At 72.3% G+C, this 20,606-nt stretch carries 20 protein-coding genes; 12 read left to right on the forward strand and 8 right to left on the reverse strand.

From position 1 onward, the window contains the following. Positions 1-41 precede the first annotated feature (41 nt). Positions 42-896, reverse strand: coding sequence for a sirohydrochlorin chelatase (locus tag AQI95_RS17000; RefSeq protein WP_067123738.1), 855 nt, complete (start codon positions 894-896; stop codon positions 42-44). Between the two features lie 153 nt (positions 897-1,049). On the opposite strand from AQI95_RS17000, the gene AQI95_RS17005 reads away from it, so the two are divergent. Together AQI95_RS17005 and AQI95_RS17010 are read left to right on the forward strand one after the other, a co-directional pair. Continuing rightward, positions 1,050-1,727: a SanA/YdcF family protein gene (locus tag AQI95_RS17005; protein ID WP_079071295.1), complete on the forward strand. Its 678-nt coding sequence runs from the start codon at positions 1,050-1,052 to the stop codon at positions 1,725-1,727. 144 nt (positions 1,728-1,871) lie between these two features. Then, positions 1,872-2,696 carry an arylamine N-acetyltransferase family protein gene (locus tag AQI95_RS17010; protein WP_067123742.1) on the forward strand — a complete coding sequence of 275 codons (825 nt, stop codon included), beginning with the start codon at positions 1,872-1,874 and terminating at the stop codon, positions 2,694-2,696. Between the two features lie 39 nt (positions 2,697-2,735). On the opposite strand, the gene AQI95_RS17015 is transcribed toward AQI95_RS17010, so the two are convergent. Beyond that, positions 2,736-3,167: a gamma-glutamylcyclotransferase family protein gene (locus AQI95_RS17015; RefSeq protein WP_067124097.1), complete on the reverse strand. Its 432-nt coding sequence runs from the start codon at positions 3,165-3,167 to the stop codon at positions 2,736-2,738. A 142-nt stretch (positions 3,168-3,309) separates the two neighbouring features. Here AQI95_RS17015 and AQI95_RS17020 point away from each other — a divergent pair, with 142 nt between their 5' ends. The 10 genes from AQI95_RS17020 (at position 3,310) to AQI95_RS17065 (ending at position 13,642) form a co-directional block, all read left to right on the forward strand. Then, positions 3,310-4,965 (forward strand): M4 family metallopeptidase, encoded by a 1,656-nt coding sequence (locus AQI95_RS17020; protein ID WP_067123744.1) that lies wholly within the window; start codon positions 3,310-3,312, stop codon positions 4,963-4,965. 133 nt (positions 4,966-5,098) lie between these two features. Next, positions 5,099-5,845 carry a hypothetical protein gene (locus AQI95_RS17025; RefSeq protein ID WP_067123746.1) on the forward strand — a complete coding sequence of 249 codons (747 nt, stop codon included), beginning with the start codon at positions 5,099-5,101 and terminating at the stop codon, positions 5,843-5,845. Beyond that, positions 5,842-7,233 (forward strand): ATP-binding protein, encoded by a 1,392-nt coding sequence (locus tag AQI95_RS17030; RefSeq protein WP_079071296.1) that lies wholly within the window; start codon positions 5,842-5,844, stop codon positions 7,231-7,233. The genes AQI95_RS17025 and AQI95_RS17030 overlap by 4 nt, the downstream gene beginning before the upstream one ends. Positions 7,234-7,524: 291 nt before the next feature. Continuing rightward, entirely contained in the window at positions 7,525-8,034 is a 510-nt protein-coding gene (locus AQI95_RS17035) for a hypothetical protein (protein ID WP_067123749.1), read from the forward strand. A 144-nt stretch (positions 8,035-8,178) separates the two neighbouring features. Beyond that, entirely contained in the window at positions 8,179-8,829 is a 651-nt protein-coding gene (locus AQI95_RS17040; protein ID WP_067123751.1) for a class F sortase, read from the forward strand. A 123-nt stretch (positions 8,830-8,952) separates the two neighbouring features. After that, positions 8,953-9,198 carry a hypothetical protein gene (locus tag AQI95_RS17045; protein WP_107121666.1) on the forward strand — a complete coding sequence of 82 codons (246 nt, stop codon included), beginning with the start codon at positions 8,953-8,955 and terminating at the stop codon, positions 9,196-9,198. Then, the gene (gene nirB / locus AQI95_RS17050) at positions 9,198-11,807 is read left to right on the forward strand and encodes a nitrite reductase large subunit NirB (protein WP_067123755.1); all 2,610 of its coding nucleotides are present in this window, start codon (positions 9,198-9,200) and stop codon (positions 11,805-11,807) included. Before AQI95_RS17045 ends, nirB begins: the two co-directional genes overlap by 1 nt. Next, positions 11,804-12,154 carry a nitrite reductase small subunit NirD gene (gene nirD, locus AQI95_RS17055; protein ID WP_067123757.1) on the forward strand — a complete coding sequence of 117 codons (351 nt, stop codon included), beginning with the start codon at positions 11,804-11,806 and terminating at the stop codon, positions 12,152-12,154. Before nirB ends, nirD begins: the two co-directional genes overlap by 4 nt. A gap of 50 nt (positions 12,155-12,204) precedes the next feature. Beyond that, the gene (locus AQI95_RS17060) at positions 12,205-12,789 is read left to right on the forward strand and encodes a TetR/AcrR family transcriptional regulator (protein WP_067123760.1); all 585 of its coding nucleotides are present in this window, start codon (positions 12,205-12,207) and stop codon (positions 12,787-12,789) included. Between the two features lie 70 nt (positions 12,790-12,859). Beyond that, positions 12,860-13,642, forward strand: coding sequence for an SDR family NAD(P)-dependent oxidoreductase (locus AQI95_RS17065; protein WP_067123762.1), 783 nt, complete (start codon positions 12,860-12,862; stop codon positions 13,640-13,642). A 6-nt stretch (positions 13,643-13,648) separates the two neighbouring features. On the opposite strand, the gene AQI95_RS17070 is transcribed toward AQI95_RS17065, so the two are convergent. The 6 genes from AQI95_RS17070 to AQI95_RS17095 form a co-directional block, all read right to left on the reverse strand. Continuing rightward, the gene (locus tag AQI95_RS17070) at positions 13,649-14,482 is read right to left on the reverse strand and encodes a carbohydrate ABC transporter permease (RefSeq protein WP_067123764.1); all 834 of its coding nucleotides are present in this window, start codon (positions 14,480-14,482) and stop codon (positions 13,649-13,651) included. Continuing rightward, the gene (locus AQI95_RS17075) at positions 14,475-15,377 is read right to left on the reverse strand and encodes a carbohydrate ABC transporter permease (RefSeq protein WP_067123766.1); all 903 of its coding nucleotides are present in this window, start codon (positions 15,375-15,377) and stop codon (positions 14,475-14,477) included. Before AQI95_RS17075 ends, AQI95_RS17070 begins: the two co-directional genes overlap by 8 nt. Then, the gene (locus tag AQI95_RS17080; RefSeq protein WP_208614196.1) at positions 15,374-16,645 is read right to left on the reverse strand and encodes an ABC transporter substrate-binding protein; all 1,272 of its coding nucleotides are present in this window, start codon (positions 16,643-16,645) and stop codon (positions 15,374-15,376) included. Before AQI95_RS17080 ends, AQI95_RS17075 begins: the two co-directional genes overlap by 4 nt. Before the next feature lie 117 nt (positions 16,646-16,762). Next, positions 16,763-17,218, reverse strand: coding sequence for a hypothetical protein (locus tag AQI95_RS17085; RefSeq protein WP_067123768.1), 456 nt, complete (start codon positions 17,216-17,218; stop codon positions 16,763-16,765). A 61-nt stretch (positions 17,219-17,279) separates the two neighbouring features. After that, positions 17,280-17,939: a hypothetical protein gene (locus AQI95_RS17090; RefSeq protein ID WP_067123770.1), complete on the reverse strand. Its 660-nt coding sequence runs from the start codon at positions 17,937-17,939 to the stop codon at positions 17,280-17,282. Positions 17,940-18,446: 507 nt separating this feature from the next. Next, the gene (locus tag AQI95_RS17095) at positions 18,447-20,513 is read right to left on the reverse strand and encodes an FtsX-like permease family protein (protein ID WP_341849468.1); all 2,067 of its coding nucleotides are present in this window, start codon (positions 20,511-20,513) and stop codon (positions 18,447-18,449) included. Between the last annotated feature and the right edge of the window lie 93 nt (positions 20,514-20,606).

The following is a 20,606-nucleotide window of genomic DNA, read 5'->3' on the forward strand; positions in this document are numbered from 1 at the left end:
GGTGCGGGTGCGTCGTCGCCCCTCGCACGCTTCCCGTTCTCCTAGGCGGCTGTCGCCCCTCGCGTCGCACGGCTCTCCTCGTAGCGCCGCAGGATCAGGCGGGCCATCGCCGGGTGGGCGCCCAGGGGAGCCGAGGCGATCCACGGTGCCGCCCCCGCGCACTGCGTCGCGAAGCGGCCCGGGGCGGTGAAGCACGAGGCGATCGCCACCCGGTGCCGTCCGCGTGCCGTCAGTGCCCGTACGGCCGTGGGGACGGTCGGGGCCGCCGCCGAGGCGTAGGCGGGGACGACCGGGACGCCCAGGCGGTCCGCGAGGAGGCGGGCGGTGCGGCGGGTGTCGTCGGCCGAGTCGGGGTCGCGGGAACCGGCGGCGGCGAGGACGACCGCGCTCGCGCGGCGCGCGGCCGGGTCCATGGCCGCGGGCCAGCCGGCCTCCAGCAGGCGGTCGTAGAGGGTTTCCACCAGGAGTGGGTGCGGGCCCAGCGGGGCGGACACGCGGGTGCGGGCCTGTGCCGCGGCCGCCGCCCCGGGGATGTCGTGCTTGACGTGGTAGCCGCGCGAGAGGAGCAGCGGGACCAGGACGGCGGGGGTGCCGCCGAGGGCGGCGAGGGTGTCCGCGAGCAGGGGTTCGTTCAGTTCGATGTGGCCCAGGTGGACGGGGAGGCCGGGGCGCAGGTCGCGGATGCGCTCGCACAGGGTCCGTACGGTCCGCAGGGCGCGCGGGTCGCGGCTGCCGTGGGCGACCAGGACGAGGGCGGGCGGGGCCGGGCGGCGGCCGCCGAGCGGGGAGAGGAGCCGCAGCCGCCGGGCCGTCTCGTCGCCGATGCCGTGCATGAGGTGCGCCGTGCTGTCGAGGGGGGCGAGGGGCTCGGGGTGGGAGGGGTGCGACGCCGTCATGGAGGGATCCTGGCGGACGCAGGTTGCCTCGCCGTTGCCTGGCCGTCACGAGCGTTTTCCACGGGTTCACGTCGCACACATGGGCGATGTGAGGCGAACCGGATGGGTGTCACGGGCGTCCTCCATGGTCGACAGCCGAATCCGGGGGGCCGCATGAAGATCCGTCGACCGAGGCTGCCGCGCACCCGTCGGGGGCAGCGGCGGCTGGTGCAGGCCGTGGTGGCCGGGTGCGTGCTGGCGCTGCTGCCGGCGACCTGGCTGTTCGTGTCCACGGCGGACCGCTTGCGCACGACGGCGGACGCGCCGCGGGCGCAGGTCGCCGTGGTGTTCGGGGCCGGGCTGTGGAACGGCGAGCCGTCGCCGTATCTCGCGCACCGGCTGGACGCGGCGGCGAAGCTGTACCGGGCGGGGCGGGTCGAGGTCGTCCTGGTCACCGGGGACAACAGCCGCACGGACTACGACGAGCCCGACGCCATGCGCGCCTATCTGAAGAAGCACGGGGTGCCGGACCGGCGGATCGTCAGCGACTACGCCGGGTTCGACACCTGGGACTCCTGTGTGCGGGCCAAGAAGATCTTCGGCGTGGACCGGGCCGTACTGATCAGCCAGGGCTTCCACATCCGGCGGGCGGTGGCGCTGTGCCAGGCGGCGGGCGTGGACTCGTACGGGGTCGGGGTCGACGCCAAGCACGATGCGACCTGGTACTACGGCGGGACGCGCGAGGTGTTCGCGGCGGGCAAGGCGGTGCTGGACGCGGTGTTCCACCCGGACCCGACCTTCCTCGGACCGAAGGAGCCGGGGGTGGCACGGGCACTGGCCGCCGGTCGGTGAGCGTGCCCCCGGACCGGGCGGCGAGCACGGCCGCACGGCGGGCGGTGACGGGGAGTCCGACGAGAGGACCTAGGGCCACCGGAGTAGCGCGGATCGGTCCGCAGGTCGCGGCGGGGAGTGGGGTGGGCGCGTAGGTTTCGAGGCATGCCCGACTTCGATCAGTTCGACCTCGACGCCTATCTGGACCGCATCGGATGGCAGGGCGGCCGGCAGGCCGACCTGGAGACGCTGCGGGGTGTCCATCTGGCGCACGCGCTGTCCCTGCCCTTCGAGAACCTGGACGCGCTGGGCGGCCGGGCCCCCTCGCTGGCGCCCGGCGATCTCATGGCCAAGATGGTCCACGGGCGGCGGGGCGGCTACTGCTACGAGCACAACACGCTGATGTGGCTCGCCCTCGAGGCCCTCGGCTTCCGGGTCGGCGGGCTGGCCGCGCGGGCGACGCTGGGCGCCGCGACGCCGTGGAGCCGGCCGCGCACGCACATGATGCTGCGGGTCGAGGTGCCGGGCGTGCCGGAGCCGTACCTGGCGGATGTGGGATTCGGCGCCGCCGGCGCGCTGCTGGTACCGGTGCCGCTGGTCACCGGCACCGAGTTCGAGGGCGCCGGCCGCCGGCACCGGTTGACGCCGCTGTCGCACGAAGGGCCGCTGGATCTGCTGGAGTTGCAGGCCGACGACGGCAAGGGCTGGGTGGGCCAGTACGCGTTCACGCTGGAGCCGTTCGCCGCTCCCGACTACGAGGTGTTCAACTGGCACGTCGGCACCAATCCCCGCTCCCCCTTCACCCGGCGGCCGTATCTGCAGCGGACCACCGCCGAGCGCCATCTCTCCCTGGACGGCCGCCTGTTGGTCGAGGTCCGCGCCGACGGCACGGTGACCGAGCGGAAGCTGACGGACGAGGCGCAGCTGCGGCGCGTCGCGGACGAGGAGTTCGGGATCAGCGTGCCCGCGGGGCTCGCGCTGCTGGGCTGACCCGGCGCGCCGCCGCTCCCGCGGCGCCGCTCGGCCGGCTCAGTTCCGGGACCGCCAGTCGCCGCCCTCGATGCGGGTGCCGGTGGCGCGCAGCCCGGCGGCGACGCGGGGCGCGGCCAGGTAGACCCAGGCACGGACGGGGGTGGCGTCGGCGGTGCGCAGGACGTGCCGGGCGACGCGTTCGTACAGGCTCCGCGGGTCGCCCGGGACGTACTCCTCCAACCGGTCCAGGGCGGCGAGCAGTTCGGCGTAGGACTCCGGCCGGGCGGTGACGAGTTCGCCCTGGATCTCGCCGCCCGGCCGCTCGATCGCGTAGGGGTGGCCGGGGCCGTCGTAGAGCGCCGCGCCGGGCAGGCGGGCCGGTTGCTCCGCCGCGACGCGTCCCCGCAGGAACAGATCGTGGTTGGCCTCGCCGGGACGCAGGGTGCCGTAGACGAAGAAGGGCAGCGGGGGCCCGGGTTCCGAAACGATCACGGAAGCGATTCTGTACCCCCTTCGGCTCCTCACACATCTCCATGAAGAGGCTATGGACATGACATGTCATGGCCCCTTAAATCTCAGTCGGCATCAGCGCCACCCCCACGCCTAGTCGGGCGCTTCCCCAAGGAGACAGATGAGCCGGATACGTCAGCACGTCCGAGGATCCCGTCGTCTCACCACCACCACCGCCGGCGTCGCCGCCACCACCGCGGCCCTGCTGGCCGTCGCCCTCACCCCCGCCGCCCACGCCGACGCGAGACCGACCCGGGCCGACGCGATCGAGAACGCGGCGTCGGCACTCCTGGAGCACGCCGCGAGCCTGGGCCTGACCTCCGCCGAACACACCAGCGTCCGCGACGTGATCGTGGACAAGGACGGCACCCAGCACGTCCGCTACGACCGCACCTACCGCCATCTGCCCGTGCTGGGCGGCGACTTCGTGGTCCACCTGACCCCGGGCGGCGCCTACCGCGGCGCGAACCGGGCCACCCGCGGCCCGATATCCCTCACCTCGATCGTCCCGGAGGTCTCGGCCCGCAAGGCCGCCGACCTGGCCGTGAACGCCCTGCGCGCCGCCCACCTCGGCAACGCCCTCAAGCAGGTCGAGGCCAAGCCCGCACTGATCGTCGACGCCCTGCACGGCACCCCGAGGCTCGCCTGGCGCACCGACGCCGTCGGCCGGGACTCGCTCGGCAACCCGGTCGCCCGGACCGTGCTGACCGACGCCCGCACCGGCGCCCGGATCGACGCCTGGGACAGCATCGAGACGGCCGCCGGCGACGGAAAGTCGCTGTACAGCGGGACGGTGCCGCTCCAGACGACCCAGTCGGGATCGTCGTACCAGCTCAAGGACCCGACGCGCGGCAACACCTACACCGGTGACGCCGAGGGCAAGACCGACCTGTGCATCTTCGGCATCTGCATCAGCCGGGCCCCCGCGGACCTGTTCACGGACGCCGACAACCACTGGGGCACGGGCGCCGCCTCCGACCGCGCCTCGGCCGCCGTCGACGCCCAGTACGGCACCAACGAGACCTGGGACTATTACAAAAACGTCCACGGTCGCAACGGCATCGCCGGCGACGGCAAGGGCTCGTACAACCGCGTCCACTACGGCAGCAACTACAACAACGCCTTCTGGGACGACAGTTGCTTCTGCATGACGTACGGCGACGGCGACGGGACCACCTTCGGGCCGCTGGTCGCCCTCGACGTCGCCGGGCACGAGATGACCCACGGCGTCACCTCCAAGACCGCCGCGCTGACCTACTCCGGCGAGTCCGGCGGGCTCAACGAGGCCACCTCGGACATCCTCGGCACGATGGTCGAGTGGTACGCGAACAGCCCCTCCGACCCCGGTGACTACCTCATCGGCGAGAAGATCGTGAAGCCCGGCTTCGGAAAGCCGGCCCTGCGCTTCATGGACAAGCCGTCGAAGGACGGCAACTCGGCCGACTACTGGAGCAGTTCGGTCGGCAACCTCGACGTCCACTACTCCTCCGGCGTCGCCAACCACTTCGCCTATCTGCTGTCCGAGGGCAGCGGCCCGAAGACCATCAACGGGGTCGCCTACGACTCGCCCACGTACAACGGCTCCACGGTCACCGGCATCGGCCGGGACAAGGTCGGCAAGATCTGGTACCGGGCGCTGACGGTCTACATGACGTCCTCGACGAACTACGCCGGGGCCCGGACGGCCACCCTGAACGCGGCCAAGGACCTGTACGGCGCGGGCAGCGCGGAGTACAACGCGGTGGCGGCGGCCTGGAGCGCCGTCAACGTGAACTGAGCCCACCGATGGCCGGGCGTTGGTCCCGGGCTTTCCGGGACCTTCGTCACTAACCTCCCGATCGTCCGTTTCTGCTGATCCTTGTTACACAATCTACGGATTTCCGTGACGAAGCGGTGCGACGGTCGAAGGCATGAAGCCGTCCCTCCGCCTGCTGCTCCCCGGCTGCGCCGTGCTCGTCGCCGCCGGGGCCGCCACCGGGTGCGCCGCCACGGACGGGCTGGCCGCCGGGGAACCGGCACCCTCCGTGTCGGTGCAGCCACGCCCCGAGTCGGTGTGGCCGGCCTGGACCCGCGGTTCCGACTCGGCGCCCGGCGCCGAGGCCTCCACGCACCAGCCCCCGCCCGAGCCGCTGAAAGGGCTGCCCCGGATCGGCACGGACGCGGTGAAGGACCTGCGGGATCTGGACGTACGGACGGTGCTGCGCGCCGACCCGCGCACCCGGCCGTACGCCGACCAGCCGGTCACCGACCGGCCGGGCCCGGCCGGACTGCGCCCGCCGCGCTACGCCGACCTGTCCGGCGACGGGCAGCCCGAGCTGCTCGTCGCCGCGGACACCGAGAGCGGCCGCACCCTGCTCGCCGTGTTCGCCGCCCGCGCCGGGCGCGTGTACACGGTGCTGCTCACCGGGGGCCGCCAGGTGGCCGTGGAGACGCTGGGCCAGGACCTGGTGCTGCGCAGCCTGTGCACGGACGGCGCCCAGCAGGCCGTGCGCTTCCACTGGGACGGCGTCCGCATGATCACGGTCAGCGACGAGAAGAAGTACGGATCCGCCGCCACGCAGCCGATGCCGTCCCCCACGCACAGCAAGAGCGGGAAGAGCGGCACGAGCGGCGACGGCGGCAGCGAGGGCGACAGCGGCGGGGACGGCCCGCGATGACGGCCCTCGGCCAGGCCGCGCGCCGCCGTGTCGACCCGCGCCGCACCGGGCCGCGCCGCCTCGGCCTGCCCCGGCCCGCACCGGTCCGCCCCGCAGGGGACCGCCTCGGGGCGGACCGCCCCGGGCCGCGCCCGCTCGGCCTGCGTCGGCTGGGGCTGCGCGGCAAGATCGCCGTAGTGCTCGCCGTCGGCTGCTCGCTGGTCGCCGTCGCCATCGGGCTGCTCGTGCACCAGCAGCGGCTGGAGCAGGTCGCGGACGGCTCGCGAGCGGAGGCGCTGGCCCAGCTGGCCCGGGTCCGGCAGGTGTACGCACTCACCGGTCGCGTCGACGAGGGCGACGCCGAGGCGGCCCTCGACTCCCTCGCCGTACCCGAGCCGCTGCGGCGCGCCGCGCTGGAGGGACGCCGCACGACCTACCTCGACCTCTCCTCGGACCACCCCGAGGTGTGGGCGGCGCGGCCGGTCGGCGGTCATGTGCTGTCCGTGCGCAAGCCGCTGGACGAGGAGAGCCGGGAGATGGCCGAGTTCGACCGGCAGCTGATGGTCTCCGGCGCGGGCGTGGTGGTGCTCGCCGCGCTCGGCGGGGCCCTGCTGGCCGGGCGGCTCAGCCGCGAGCTGCGTACGGCGGCGGCGACCGCGCGCCGGATCAGCCAGGGCGAGCTGGACGCCCGGATCGGCGGGCCGGCGCCCGTCGGCGGCCGCGACGAGGTGGCCGAACTCGGCGCCGCCGTCGACACGATGGCGGCGACCCTGCAGAGCCGGCTGGAGGCCGAGCAGCGGTTCACCGCCGATGTCGCCCATGAACTGCGCACCCCGCTGACCGGCCTGCACACGGCGGCCGAACTGCTGCCGCCGGGCCGCCCGAGCGAGCTGGTCCGGGACCGGGTACAGGCCCTGCGGACGCTCACCGAGGACCTGCTGGAGGTGGCCCGGCTGGACGCGGAGGTGGAACGGCCGGACCTGGAGACGCGCCCGCTGGGTCCGCTGGTCGCCGGGATCGTGCGGCGGGCCGGCGAGGACGTGGGGCTCACCGGCGCCGACGAGGAGACCGCCGTACGCACGGACGCGCGCCGCCTGGAGCGGGTGCTGGCCAATCTGATCGGCAACGCCCGCCGGCACGGCGGCGGCAAGGTCGAGGTGAGGGTGGCCGGGTGCGCGGTGACCGTACGGGACCACGGCGACGGCTTCCCGGAGCGGCTGCTGCGGGAGGGGCCGCGGCGGTTCCTGACCGGGGCGGCCGAACGCGGCCAGGGGACCGGGCTGGGCCTGACCATCGCCTTCGGGCAGGCGCAGGTGATCGGGGCGCGGGTCCGGCTGCGCAACGCGGCCGACGGCGGCGCCGAGGCGCAGGTGCGGCTGCCGGCGGCGGACACCGCCGCTCAGCACTGACGCACCGTCGTTCCGTCACCCGTTCAACGGCGGACGTCGCGCCATTCGTGTGCTCTTCGTACTGGACCTTCGTGCGGCCCCGCACACCGCTGTGACCTGCCGGAACCCGGCACGGGTTAGGCCGTGCGGGGGGCGGGGGGCGACACCCGTTCACCGTATTCGTCCCGGCCGCTCGGGAAGCGGAACCCGCGAAGTGCGACTTTCCTCGACAGGACAGGGGCCATCTCCTGGACGAGCCGTCACGGAGCCACCGTGAAGGACCGGTCGAGACGCCGAGCTCTGGGGAGCACCATGCGACGCACCGCCCGCCTGCTGGCCGGTACCGCGCTGGTCGTGGCTGCCGCGGCACCCGCCCACGCCGGCGACTCCGCGAGCCTGGACGTGTACCCCTCCACCGTGGCACCCGGCAGCCAGGTCACGGCGAACACCGCCGCGTGCGGCGACAAGGGCTCGGCGGCCGGGGACGCGAGCGCGGTGGGGGCCGGCACCTTCACCCTGGCGCCCAGCACGCACGAGGGCGAGGCGATCGGCCAGTTCCAGGTGCCGGAGAGCGCGCAGCCGGGGACGTACGAGATCGTCGCCAAGTGCGGCGAGGGCGACCGCCAGGTGACGGGCGACCTGGTGGTGGCGTTGAGCGCGGCGCACGAGCAGGTGCAGCCGCGGGGAAGCCTGAAGACTGGGGTCGGCGGCCCACTCGGCACCGACCCCGTGCAGACCGCGGCGGGTGTGGCGGCGCTGGCCGTCGCCGCCGCGGGCGGTACCTGGCTCCTGCACCGCCGGGCGAGAGGCGACGGGATCTGACGGACACCCTCCGCTGTCCGTCCGCCGGTACCGCGATCCCCGCCCCCTCCGGGTCCGACGCCCCTCGCGACCCGGAGGGGGAAGGGGGCTTCGGAGGTCCGCCTCCGGGAGATTTCGGGGGTCCGCCTCCGGGAGAGGGTTCGCATGCGCAGAAGCGCCAGGCGCGGCCGTGGCGCCAGGCTCGGCGACACCGCGATAGCCGCGGTCACCGTCGTGGCCCTCGGCTGCGCGGTGTGGCTGCTCGGCGGCGGTGCGGGGACGCACCTCCCACCGCAGCCGGCCGCGGCCGAGGGACGCCCGGACACGACCGGCGAGCACCTCATGGCCCCCGCCCCGCTCGCCCCCTCCCCGCCCACCCGGATCCGCATCCCCGCGATCCGTGTGGACGCCCCGCTGATGGGCCTGGCGCTCACCCCCTCCGGCAGCCTGGACGTGCCGCCCGCCCAGGAGAAGAACCTGGCCGGCTGGTACGAGTCCGGCACCATGCCCGGCGAGACGGGCACCGCGATCGTCGCCGGCCATGTCGACAACACCCAGGGCCCGGCCGTCTTCTACAACCTCGGCGCGCTCAAGCGCGAGGCCCGGATCGAGCTGGACCGCAAGGACGGCAGCGTGGCGGTGTTCAGCGTGGACGCGGTGAAGGTGTACGCGGCGAGCAACTTCCCCGACGAGAAGGTGTACGGCGCGGCCCACCGCCCCGAGCTGCGCGTCATCACCTGCGGCGGCGGCTACTCCAAGGCCACCGGCTACCAGGGCAACGTGGTGGTGTTCGCCCATCTGACGGCCAGCCGCTGACGCCCGGCCACCAGACCCTCACGGCGCCCTCACACCCCCTGCCCGCCCCCGCTGAGGGCAGCGTTCCTCATGGGAAACAGAGGTGATGCGGCCGGGTAACTTCGGGACCGCACGCTCGGGGACATGACCTCGAATACGCGTGTGATGGTGATCGGCAGGATCGCCCGGGACTTCGGCCTCCGCACGAGGACCACCGGCGGTCGGCGGATCGGCATGTCCGGCACGCGGGTCGAGCAACTCCCCCTGATCCGGACCCGGTCGGTGGACGCCTGCGGGGTGCGCCCGCGCACCGGACTCGCCGAGCGGTCCGGTCCCGCCGAGCAGGCCGGCCCCCCGCTCCGCCTGCTCACCCACGACGGAGGCTCCTGATGACCACCGCCCCCGGGGCCACCCCCACGATCGTGCTCGTCGGCCACGGGATGGTCGGCCAGCGCTTCCTCGAAGCGCTCGCCGAGCGCGGCCTGACCGCCACGCACCGCGTGGTCGTGCTGTGCGAGGAGCCGCGCCCGGCGTACGACCGCGTCGCCCTCACCTCGTACTTCTCGGGCCGGACGCCCGAGGAACTCTCCCTGACCGACATGCGGTTCATCGACGACCACGGCATCGAGCTGTACGTCGGCGAGCCGGCGGAGACGATCGACCGCGGGGCGAAGACGGTCACGGCCCGGTCCGGTCGGGTCCTCGGGTACGACGTCCTCGTCCTGGCCACGGGCTCGTACCCCTTCGTGCCCCCCGTGCCCCGCAAGGACGCGGTCGGCTGCTTCGTCTACCGGACCATCGAGGACCTCCTCGCCATCGAGGAGTACGCGAGGACGAAGGCGAGGACCGGCGCGGTCGTCGGCGGCGGCCTGCTCGGCCTGGAGGCGGCCGGGGCGCTCAAGGGCCTCGGACTCACCTCCCACATCGTGGAGTTCGCGCCGCGCCTGATGCCGGTGCAGGTGGACGAGGGCGGTGGCGCGGCGCTGCTGCGGACCATCGAGGAGATGGGTCTGACCGTCCACACCGGCGTGGGCACGCAGGAGATCGTGACGGACTCCTCGGGCGCCGTGACCGGCATGAGGCTGTCCGACGGCTCCGAACTCGCCACCGACCTCGTGGTGTTCAGCGCCGGTGTCCGCCCCCGCGACCAGCTGGCCCGCGACGCGGGCCTGACGGTCGGCGAGCGCGGCGGCATCGCGGTCGACGAGCGCTGCCGCACCGTGTCCGACCCGGACGTCTTCGCGATCGGCGAGTGCGCGCTGGCCGCCGACGGCCGGGTGTACGGCCTGGTGGCGCCCGGCTACGAGCAGGCGGAGACGGCCGCCGCGACCATCGCCGCCGACGAGGCGTCCTTCACCGGCGCCGACCTGTCCACCAAGCTGAAGCTGCTCGGTGTCGACGTCGCCTCCTTCGGCGACGCGCACGGCACCACCGAGGACTGCCTGGACGTCGTCTACTCCGACGCCCGGGCCGGGCTGTACAAGAAGCTGGTCGTCGCCCGCGACGGGACGCTGCTCGGCGGCGTCCTGGTCGGCGACGCGGAGGCGTACGGCACCCTGCGCGCGCTGACGGGTTCGGTGCCCCCGGTCTCCCCCGAGTCGCTCGTCCTGCCCGCCGAGGCCGGCTCGGGGGAGCGGCTCGGCCCGTCCGCGCTGCCGGACGAGGCGATCGTCTGCTCCTGCCACAACGTCTCCAAGGGCGCGATCCGCCGCGCGGTCGGCGAGCACCGGTGCACCACCGTGCCCGAGGTGAAGAAGTGCACCAAGGCCGGTACCGGCTGCGGCTCCTGCGTCAAGGTGCTCGGCCGGCTCGTCGACGCCGAGCTGGCGGCGTCCGGCGTCGAGGTCGACAAGGGGCTGTGCGGCTGCTTCGCCCAGACCCGCGAGGAGCTGTACGAGATCGTCCTCGCCCTGCGCATCACCGCCTACCGGGACCTGCTCGACCGCCACGGGCGCGAGGGCGCCCGCGGCGGCGAGGGCTGCGAGACCTGCAAGCCGGCCGTCGGCTCGATCATCGCCTCCCTCGCCCCGACGATCGGCGCGAGCGGCTACGTCCTGGACGGCGAGCAGGCGGCCCTGCAGGACACCAACGACCACTTCCTCGCCAACCTGCAGAGGAACGGCTCGTACTCGGTCGTGCCGCGCATCCCCGGCGGCGAGATCGCGCCCGAGAAGCTGATCGTGATCGGCGAGATCGCCCGGGACTTCGGCCTCTACACGAAGATCACCGGCGGGCAGCGGATCGACATGTTCGGCGCGCGGGTCGAGCAACTCCCCCTGATCTGGTCCCGGTTGGTGGACGCCGGCTTCGAGTCCGGGCACGCCTACGGCAAGGCGCTGCGCACGGTGAAGTCCTGCGTCGGCTCCACCTGGTGCCGCTACGGCGTGCAGGACTCGGTCCGGATGGCGATCGACCTGGAGCTGCGCTACCGGGGTCTCAGGTCGCCGCACAAGCTGAAGTCGGCGGTCTCCGGCTGCCAACGGGAGTGCGCCGAGGCCCGGTCGAAGGACTTCGGTGTCATCGCCACCGCGAGCGGCTGGAACCTGTACGTCGGCGGCAACGGCGGCGCGATCCCGCGCCATGCGGATCTGCTGGCCCAGGACCTGTCGGACGCCGAACTGGTCCGCCTCATCGACCGCTTCCTGATGTTCTACATCCGCACCGCCGACCGCCTGGAGCGCACGAGCACCTGGCTGGAGCGGATCCCGGGCGGCCTGGACCATGTGCGGGACGTGGTGGTGCACGACGCGCTCGGCATCTGCGACGAACTGGAGCAGCTGATGCGGGCGCATGTCGCGCACCACCGCGACGAGTGGGCGCAGACCGTGGCCGACCCCGAGAAGCTCGCCCGGTTCGTGTCCTTCGTGAACGCCCCGGACACCCCGGACCCGGTCGTCGCCTTCGTCCCCGAGCGCGACCAGATCAAGCCCGACCTGCCGCTGCTGTCCATCGGCCTGCGGCCCGCCGACGACGTCCTGGAAGGAAGCGCCCCGCGATGACCCTGGCTCTGGAGACCACCGCCGTGAAGGTCCGGCTCCGGCCGGCGGACGGCTGGTTCACGGCGTGCGACCTCGGCGCGCTCACCCCGGGCAGGGGCGTGGCCGCTCTGCTGCCGGACGGCCGCCAGGTCGCCCTCTTCCGGGATCGCGCCGACCGCGTGTACGCCGTCGACAACCGCGACCCGTTCACCGGCGCGGCCGTGCTCTCGCGCGGTCTGATCGGCACTCTCGGGGACCGCCCGTTCGTCGCCTCGCCCCTGCTGAAGCAGCGCTTCGACCTGATCAGCGGGGAGTGCCTGGACGACGAGGCGGTGCGGGTGGCCGCGTACGAGGTGCGGACGGCATGACCTCCGATCCCTACTTGACTGATCGTTCCAGAAAAACCTAGGCTCGACATATGGCCAGGACCAAGGAATTCGATCCGGACGCCGCGCTGCAGTCGGCCCTGGAGCTGTTCTGGCGGCGCGGCTACGAGGCGACGTCGATGGCGGACCTGGTCGAGCACCTGGGCATCGGCAGAGCGAGCCTGTACGCGACGTTCGGCAGCAAGCACGAGCTGTACCTGAGGACGCTGGACCGGTACGGACAGGCGCAGAGCCCCCTGCTGACCAGGGAGCTGTCCCGGCCGGGCCCGGTGCTGCCGGCGGTGCGCGCGGTGCTCCGGCGGTTCGCCGACGAGGCCTCCGCCGACGCGACCCGGGAGCAGGGCTGCCTGATCACCAACACGGCGGTCGAACTGGCCCCGCACGACAGGGCGGCCACCCGCAGGGTGGAGCAGAGCTGGGACCACCTGGAGACCCTGCTGCACTCCGCCCTGGTCCGCGCCCAGGCGCAGGGCGAACTGGGCGCGGACCGCGATCCGCTCGCCCTCGCCCGCACGCTGCTCGTGCTGATGCAGGGCCTGCGGGTGGTCGGCAAGGCCTCGCCGGACCCCGCGCGGGTCCGGGACGCGGCGGAGCACGCACTGGCACTGCTCGACTGAGCCGTACGGCCCGCCGGGCCGCATTTTTGGCACCTCATACTGAACCGATCGGTCAATAAAAGGGGAGATCATGACCACCACCTCGACACGCGCCCGCTTCACCGGCCGGACGGCCCTCGTCACCGGCGCCGGCGGCGGCATCGGGCGTGGCATCGCGCTGGCGTTCGCCCGCGAGGGCGCGAACGTGGTCGTCGCCGGACGCCGCAAGGAGCCGCTGGCGAAGACGGTGGCGCTGATCGAGGGGGCGGGCGGCAAGGCGCTGGCCGTCACCGCGGACGTGACCAGCGCCGACGACCTCAGGACCCTGGTCCGCGCGGCCGTGGACCGGTTCGGCTCCCTCGACGTGGCGGTGAACAACGCCGGCGTCCTGACCGGGCGCGGGCGGCTCACCGCCGACCTGCCCGAGGAGGACTGGCGGACGATGCTCGACATCAACGTCACCGGCGTCCTCCTCGCCCTCCAGGCCGAGGTCGCCCAGATGCGGACCCAGCCGGACGGCGGGGCCATCGTCAACATCGCCTCCCGGATCGGCGTCCACAGCCGGCTGCGCGGCACCACCGGCTACGCCGTCACCAAGGCGGCCGTGTCGGTGCTCAGCCGAGGCGCCGCCCTGGACCACATCGCCGACGGTGTGCGCATCAACGCCGTCAGCCCCGGCCCCACCGCCACGGACATGTCCTTCAAGCCCGGCGAGAGCGAGACCGACCGGGCCGACCGGATGCGCACCGAGGTCCCGCTCGGCCGGGTCTCCACCGTCGAGGAGATCGCCGCCGCCGTCCTCTACCTGGCCTCGGACGACGCGGCCTCGGTCGTCGGCACCGACCTGGTGGTGGACGGCGGTTCGACGGCCTGACCCGGATCAGTCGATCCCGGACCGCTCCACACCCGCCACGATCCACCGCTGGAAGCACAGGAACACCAGCAGCAGCGGCAGGATCGACACGACGGCCGCGACGAACAGCTCGTGCAGCCGGATCACCTGGGACGTGGTGAACGACGACAGCGCCACCTGCACCGTCCAGGCGCCGCGATCCTGCCCGATCACCAGCGGCCACAGGAAGGAGTTCCAGGCGCCGAGGAAGACGATCGTGCCGACCGCCGCGAACACCGGCCGCGCGTTCGGCACGACCACCAGCCAGTACGTGCGCCAGTAGCCCAGCCCGTCGACCTGCGCCGCGTCCTCCAGCTCCCTCGGGAACCCCAGGAAGTACTGCCGGAAGACGAAGCAGGCGAACGCCGAGAACAGCGTCGGGACGATCAGCCCCCGGAGCGTGGAGATCCAGCCCAGCGACGACACCAGCACGAAGCTCGGCACGAAGGTGACGGCCGCCGGGACCAGCAGGGTGCCGAGGATGCCGTAGAAGACCTTGTTCGCGTGCCGGTACGGGATGCGGGCGAGGCCGTAGCCGGCGAGCGAGGCGAGCAGGAGGGTGCCCAGCGTCGTCGCGACGGCGATCAGCGCGGAGTTCAGCAGCGAGCAGGCGAAGGGCACGGAGGGATCGTCGAACAGCTCCCGGACGTTCCCCCACCTCAACTCGCCCGGGAAGAAGGTCCATTCGGGCGAGGTGATGTCCTGCTCGCTGGAGAGCCCGTTGCGCACGAGCAGATAGAAGGGGATCAGGAAGAGCAGGGCGAGCGCGATCAGCAGCACCAGCCGGAGCGCCCGTCCGGCCCGTACCAGGGCGTCATCCATCGGCGTCCGTCCTTCCCAGCCGCAGCCACCGCGCCTGCCCCACCGTGACGATCGCGACGATCAGCGCGAGGATCACCGCGCCCGCGCTGCCGACCCCGAGGTTCTGCCCCTGCCCGAGGGCGGTGTAGTAGAGGTAGACCAGCGGCGGCCGGGCGTACGGCGGATAGCCCCGGGCGTCGGACAGCAGGTTGTAGAACTCGTCGAAGGCCTGGAAGGCGTTGATGACGAGCAGCAGCACCACCGCGACCGAGGTGGCCCGCAACTGGGGCAGGGTGATGTGCCGCAGCACCGTCCAGCCGGGCCGGGCCCCGTCCACGGCGGCCGCCTCGTACAGCGCGGGGTCGATCCGCTGCAGCCCGGCGAGGAACAGGATCATGTAGAACCCGGCCTGCAGCCACAGCCGTACGGTGACGATGACCAGCCAGTACCAGGGCGGGTCGGTGGTGGACAGCCAGGCGACGGGATCGCCGCCGAACCATCCGAGGAGGGTGTTGGCGAGCCCGAACCGCACCCCGTTGAAGATGGACATCTTCCACACCAGGGCGGCGACGACATAACTGCACGCGGCGGGAAGGAAGAAGACCGACCGGAAGAACGCGCGAGCGCGTCTGACGCGGTTGACCATCAGGGCCAGCGAGAGCGAGAAGGCGTAGGTGGCCGGCACGATGAAGGCGGTGAAGACGAGGAAGGTCTTCAGACTGTCGACGAACGCGTCGTCCTTCAGCATCGCCGTGTAGTTGTCCAGGCCGACGAAGTGCGTGGGCGTGACGGTGTTGCGCGCGTCGAAGAAGCTGAGGCCCACGCTCCACACCAGCGGAACATAGGTGAACAGGGCGAGCCCGAGCGCGAACGGCCCCACGAACACCCAGAACCACAAGGCCCTGCGGCCCCTCACGACGCCGTCTTCGCCTTCTTCGCGCTCTTCACACGGTCGAGCTCGGCAGCCACCTTGCCCACGACGGCCCGCAGTTCGCCCTCCGGATCCGCCCCGCTCCTGATGATCCGGCTGAGCGCGTCCTGGTAGGCGGACTGGGCGGCCGGCGTCCACAGCAGGGGCTGGGCACAGCCGTGGTCGGTGGTGAAGCGGACGGCGTCGGCGGCGGGACCGCTCTGGAGCCTGGTGGCCTTCTTGGCGAGAGAGATCCGGGCCGGGATGTGAAAGCCGTAGGACAGCGCGAAGTCCTCCTGGTAGTCGGTCCGTTCGACCCACAGCCAGCGGACGAACTCCTTGGCGGCGTCCTTGTGCCTGCTGCGCGCGCTGACGGCGGCACCGTACGCCCCGACGGGAACGGAGGGCCTGCCCTGACCGCCGTCCTTCGGGAACGGCAGGACACCGAAGTCGTCCCCCAGCTCCTTCTGGACCTGCGGCAGCGCCCACAGCCCGCACCACTGCATGGCGGTCAGCCCCTGGAGGAAGGCGGACGGATCGGACCAGTCGGCGGGCGCGCCGAGGAGGAGGGACTTGTCGGCGTAGAGCTGGTGCAGCTTGCCCAGGGTGCGGGCGGCGGCGGGGTCGTCGAAGCCGACCCCGCCGTCCGCGGTGACGAGTTGCAGCCCGGCGGCGTACAGGGGCGTACCGCCGAGCACACCGGCTCCCCCGTCGTTCCCCAGGAACAGCCCCTTGACCTTGCGGTCGGTCAGCTTCTTCGCGGCGTCCACGAGAGCGTCGAGCGTGGTGGGCGGCTCGACCCCGGCGTCCCTCAGCAGACTCTTGCGGTAGTAGAGCATCTGCATGTCGACGGCCTGCGGGACGCCCCAGATCCTCCCGTCGTACCTCTTCTGCGCGAGCACGGCCGGATTGAAGTCGTCCTCGACCCCCTTGAGGAGATCGGTGAGGTCGACGACCTGGCCGCCCTGGATCTGGTCGATCGTGGGCCCGTTGACCTCGAAGACGTCCGGCCCGGAGTCGGTGAGCAGGGCCGCCGCGGTCTGCTGGTCGTAGTTCCCGGGCCGCCACTGCACCTTGACGCTCGCCTTCTTGTAGGCGGCGGCGTACCGCTCGACGGCCTGCTCGGTACCGGCCTCACCGTACTGGTGGTACCACTGCGCCAGTTCTGTGCGCGAACCCCCGCTGCCGCGACCGGTGTTGGACCCGCACGCGGCGAGCAGTCCGACACCTGCCCCGGCTCCCGCGGCCAGCAGCGCCCTGCGACTCATGGTCATCGTCTGTGCCCCCTGACGTCCGTCATCGATGCACGGCCCAACGATCAACCATGCACGTCGATTACGAAAGAGGGGTTGCGGCCGTGTGTCACGGGACGGAGCCAGGGGGCCTGCCCCTCAGGTGGCTTGCTCCAAGGTGGTGTCGTAGTGGTGCAAGGTGGTCCCGTCGGGGCCGTACACGGTCAGCACACAGCCCTGAGCGAGGTCGACGCCCCGCCCGGCGAGGAACGACGTCAGCGTCTTGGCGAAGTCGTCGAAGCCGCCCCCGTAGCCGGACCTCTTGCGGGTCCACACGGTCAGGACCGGCGAGCCGCCGCGGCCCTTCGTGTACGTGATCCCGTACACGCCGGGATCCCCGCCGCCCTTGCGGTAGCGCGCCGCCAGATCGCGGCCGGCGCCGGACGGCGACGATGCGCCGACGCTCGGGGAGCCGCCCGAGGCGCCCGGACCGCTCTTCGCCGAGGTGTCCGTGGTGCAGCCCGACAGCAGCACCACGACGGTCAGCAGGAGCGCGAGAAGGGCGCGGTGGTGTGCGGAAGGGGTGCGGTGGACTCGGGGAGGGATCCGATGCACTCGGGGAGGGGTCCGGCACATGGCTCTGCTCCTGTTCACGGGTGCCGGCGGGCGTCCCCGCTCATCGGCCGCGGGGGCTCCGGATCTCGTTCTCGTCCCGGACGCGGATCCTGTCCGCGACGCGGGTGATACGGCCGTCGTCCGGGCCGGTGGCGAGGTAGAACAGGCCTTCGTAGGGGCGCCAGTCGTCACCGCCCCACCGCACCACGCCATCCGTGTCGGCGAGGATGTCCCGGACGACCGCGACCTGGTCCGGGGTGAAGGCGTCGCGGTGCCCCGGCGGATACCACGCCGGGCGGATCGCGACGGCGGTCCCCGACGCCTGGTTGGACTCCGGCATCCCGCTGTCGCGGACCCGCGCCGGAGGGATCCAGCCCTGGACGGACAGCTCCTCGTGACTCCCGCCGAGTGCGTCGATCTCGTGATGGAAACGCCGGACCACATGGAGTAGTACGGCGGCCGGATCGCCGTGGCGCAGCGCCACGGTCAGCCCGGTGCCCGCGACGGGGAACATCCGGATCGCCCCCCGCCCCTCGACGCCCTCGTCCACCTCCCAACCGTTGGCGCTCGATCCGCCGGTCCGGGGCGCAGGAGCCGTGGCCGTGGCAGGAGACGGTACGGCGGCGTCCGGCGCGGGGACGGCGCGGGCGTGTGCGGTGTCGCCGAGGAGTCCGGCGGTGGTGCCGGGTGCTCCGCGGTTCGAGGTGTCGTGGCGTCTCATGGAAGTCAGGCCTTTCACATGGGTGTGGTGCACGAGGCGACCGCGGCGGGTGCAGGGGCACATGGGCACGCCGACGCCGACGGCTCGCTCCCCGGCCGAAGGGCGAGGAGGCGGTGAAGAGTGTGCTGATGGGCACCGTCGACCGGTCAGAAGCGCACGGCGCGGCAGAGCGGGGAGCCTACGGGCGGGCGGGTCTGCACAGACGGCACCGATGGCCGACATCGCGGCATGACCATGTCCCCCTCCCGTGGCGACACTGCTCAGCCACTATAGACATACGTAAGAGACGGGTAATAACCGGGCGAACTCCGTGCTCCCGCCGCGAAGGTGGCTGAACCACCAAAGCGGCGCATCGCCGCTGACGCACGGCTTGACGCACAGCTCTTCCGGGCGGGGACGCGTCCAGCACCGTCCGGGCTCCTCCCTCAGAAGAGACTTGAGGGGGCGCGGCACGCGAGAGGGGCGGCACTCCGGTGGGTGTGCCGCCCCTCTCGCGCGCCGCGCCTCTCAGTCCCGCCGGATCAACTCCGGATCGATCCGCCGCCCGACGAGAGGCAGTGACCCCAGCGCGGCCACGGCCACGACACCCAGGGTGCCGACGACCAGCAGGGGAAGACCGGTACCGTCCCAGAACACCGTGCCACCGCCGGTGACCAGATAGCTGGACTCGGCCATCTTGCCCAACACGACGGCCAGCAACAGGCCCACCGACAAGGGCAGCACGACCTGCGTGACCTGCACAGCCCTCAGGGTGCGGGGGCGGGCACCGAGCAGCGCCAGAGCGGTGACCTGGGGACGCCGCTCCACGGCGCGATCGGTGGCGGCGACCACGTAGGCGGCGACACCGATGACGGCACCCAGCACCATGCCGAGGGCGAGCAGGGTCTTGACCACGGCGATCTGCTGAAGAGCCGTGACGTTCAGTCCCTGGGGGATCACATCGATGGTCGGAGCGACGTGTCCGATACCGTCGAGCACTTTGCGGACGGTGTCCGGGTCCGAGGCGCTGATCAGCTTGAGCATGGCGCTGTCAGGGCGGGCCTGAGGGGGCAGTTCGGAGGGTGGAGCGAGGATCGACTGGCTGCCGAGGATCAGGGCATCATCGAACTCCCGGTATCTGACCGTCCGTTCGGGCGCCGAGATCGCGACGTCACGGTGCCCGCCCCCCGTCTGGAGAAGGAGCTTCTTACCGGGAGCGACCGGTGCGTCCTGCGCCAACTTCGCGTCCCACAGCCGTAGGGGTTGCCGGTCGACGCACTCACCGACCCACGACACGATGTTCCGCAGCTGTGCACAGGTGGCCAGGACAACACGCGGGGACCATGCCGTCTCGGACGCGCCGGCGAGCGTCGAGTCCATGATGACGACATGGGCGCGAACACCCGGGAGCTGTTCCAGAGAGTGCCGTTGAGCCGTGGTCAGCTGCGTGTAGCGCATGTCGTAGTCCTGGACCGGTGATGTGTTCTTGGTGACCTGGGCCAGCTCGATCAGGACCCCTTGGGCCAGGGAAGCCGCGAACACCAACACGACCAGTCCGGCCGCCACCCGCAGCGCTCCGCCCGGCTCTGCCTCGTTGCGCCGCATGGCGAGCCCGAGAGCGACCGAATGGGTGGATCGGGCGACTCGCCGGGCGATGTGACGACACGTGGTCGGCAGGGTCGTCACGAGGCCGACACCGATGAGGACGACAGCCGACGGGACGAGGAGGGAAGACAGCCCGGTGTCACGAGGCGCGTGTCCGGTCGCACCGGCGAGGCAGTACCCGGCGACGATGCCCGACCCCGCGACCAGAGGGAAGAAGCCCCAGGCGGATGGGCGCCTCTCGATCGCCGTCCTGCGTACGGCCAGCGGATTGACCGCGGCCCTCCGAGCACTCGCCCGGCCCACGAACCAGGCGAGCGTCGGACACCCCACCAGACACGCCAAGAGCGTGGAGCTGGACAGCGCGCCGTCACTCGAATACCACGTGAATTCGGGAAGACCCACTCGGGACATGACTCTGTTCAGCACCCAGTACTCACCCAGCCCGAGGAGGGCCCCGGCACCGGCAGCCGCCACCGTCTCGACGGCGTTCACCCTCTGCACCTGCTTGGCGCTCATGCCCAACAACCGAAGAGCGGCCAGCCTACGAGCCCGCTCGGCGGCGGAGAGGCGGGCGCAGACAGAGAGAAACACCGCGAGGGGCAGCAGAACGATGCCGGCCATCGTGAATCGCAGAATGTCGAGTGTGGAGGGCTCCACGGTCGCGGTCGGTGCCCACTTCTCCCCGAAACCCGAGAAGGGGGTGCCGTCCGGGAGATCACCGCGACTCATGCCCACGTAGGCGACCAGTTCCTCCGGACGCGCGAGCCCTTCGGCCCCGATGAGCCCCGTCTCCCGTCCGGGCAAGCGCTGCGCCAGCCCCGGCTCGGCGTGCAGAAGTTCGTGCAGCCGTGGGGAGACGAAGACCTCCCCGCGTGCCGGAACGGCTTTCAGTCCCGGTGGCGGCTGGATCTGCCTGGTGCCACGGGCCATGAAGATGCGAGTGAGGGGCCGGGAGCCGTAGGGGTCGGACCGTTCCAAGGACAGCGGCAAGGCGCTTCCCTCAGCCGCGGACAGGTTCCGTGGAATGACGGGCTGTCGGGCCGCGACGCGACCGTCCTGCGCTGCGAGGATGCCGGGGATCGT

This window comes from Streptomyces yokosukanensis (assembly GCF_001514035.1).
Taxonomy (GTDB): domain Bacteria; phylum Actinomycetota; class Actinomycetes; order Streptomycetales; family Streptomycetaceae; genus Streptomyces; species Streptomyces yokosukanensis.

Bases quoted from the DNA above. Each gene is read 5' to 3' on its own strand.
- AQI95_RS17000 (WP_067123738.1), bottom strand. From the start codon at position 896: ATGACGGCGTCGCACCCCTCCCACCCCGAGCCCCTCGCCCCCCTCGAC.
- AQI95_RS17005 (WP_079071295.1), top strand. From the start codon at position 1,050: ATGAAGATCCGTCGACCGAGGCTGCCGCGCACCCGTCGGGGGCAGCGG.
- AQI95_RS17010 (WP_067123742.1), top strand. From the start codon at position 1,872: ATGCCCGACTTCGATCAGTTCGACCTCGACGCCTATCTGGACCGCATC.
- AQI95_RS17020 (WP_067123744.1), top strand. From the start codon at position 3,310: ATGAGCCGGATACGTCAGCACGTCCGAGGATCCCGTCGTCTCACCACC.
- AQI95_RS17025 (WP_067123746.1), top strand. From the start codon at position 5,099: ATGAAGCCGTCCCTCCGCCTGCTGCTCCCCGGCTGCGCCGTGCTCGTC.
- AQI95_RS17030 (WP_079071296.1), top strand. From the start codon at position 5,842: ATGACGGCCCTCGGCCAGGCCGCGCGCCGCCGTGTCGACCCGCGCCGC.
- AQI95_RS17035 (WP_067123749.1), top strand. From the start codon at position 7,525: ATGCGACGCACCGCCCGCCTGCTGGCCGGTACCGCGCTGGTCGTGGCT.
- AQI95_RS17040 (WP_067123751.1), top strand. From the start codon at position 8,179: ATGCGCAGAAGCGCCAGGCGCGGCCGTGGCGCCAGGCTCGGCGACACC.
- AQI95_RS17045 (WP_107121666.1), top strand. From the start codon at position 8,953: ATGACCTCGAATACGCGTGTGATGGTGATCGGCAGGATCGCCCGGGAC.
- nirB (WP_067123755.1), top strand. From the start codon at position 9,198: ATGACCACCGCCCCCGGGGCCACCCCCACGATCGTGCTCGTCGGCCAC.
- nirD (WP_067123757.1), top strand. From the start codon at position 11,804: ATGACCCTGGCTCTGGAGACCACCGCCGTGAAGGTCCGGCTCCGGCCG.
- AQI95_RS17060 (WP_067123760.1), top strand. From the start codon at position 12,205: ATGGCCAGGACCAAGGAATTCGATCCGGACGCCGCGCTGCAGTCGGCC.
- AQI95_RS17065 (WP_067123762.1), top strand. From the start codon at position 12,860: ATGACCACCACCTCGACACGCGCCCGCTTCACCGGCCGGACGGCCCTC.
- AQI95_RS17070 (WP_067123764.1), bottom strand. From the start codon at position 14,482: ATGGATGACGCCCTGGTACGGGCCGGACGGGCGCTCCGGCTGGTGCTG.
- AQI95_RS17080 (WP_208614196.1), bottom strand. From the start codon at position 16,645: ATGACCATGAGTCGCAGGGCGCTGCTGGCCGCGGGAGCCGGGGCAGGT.
- AQI95_RS17090 (WP_067123770.1), bottom strand. From the start codon at position 17,939: ATGAGACGCCACGACACCTCGAACCGCGGAGCACCCGGCACCACCGCC.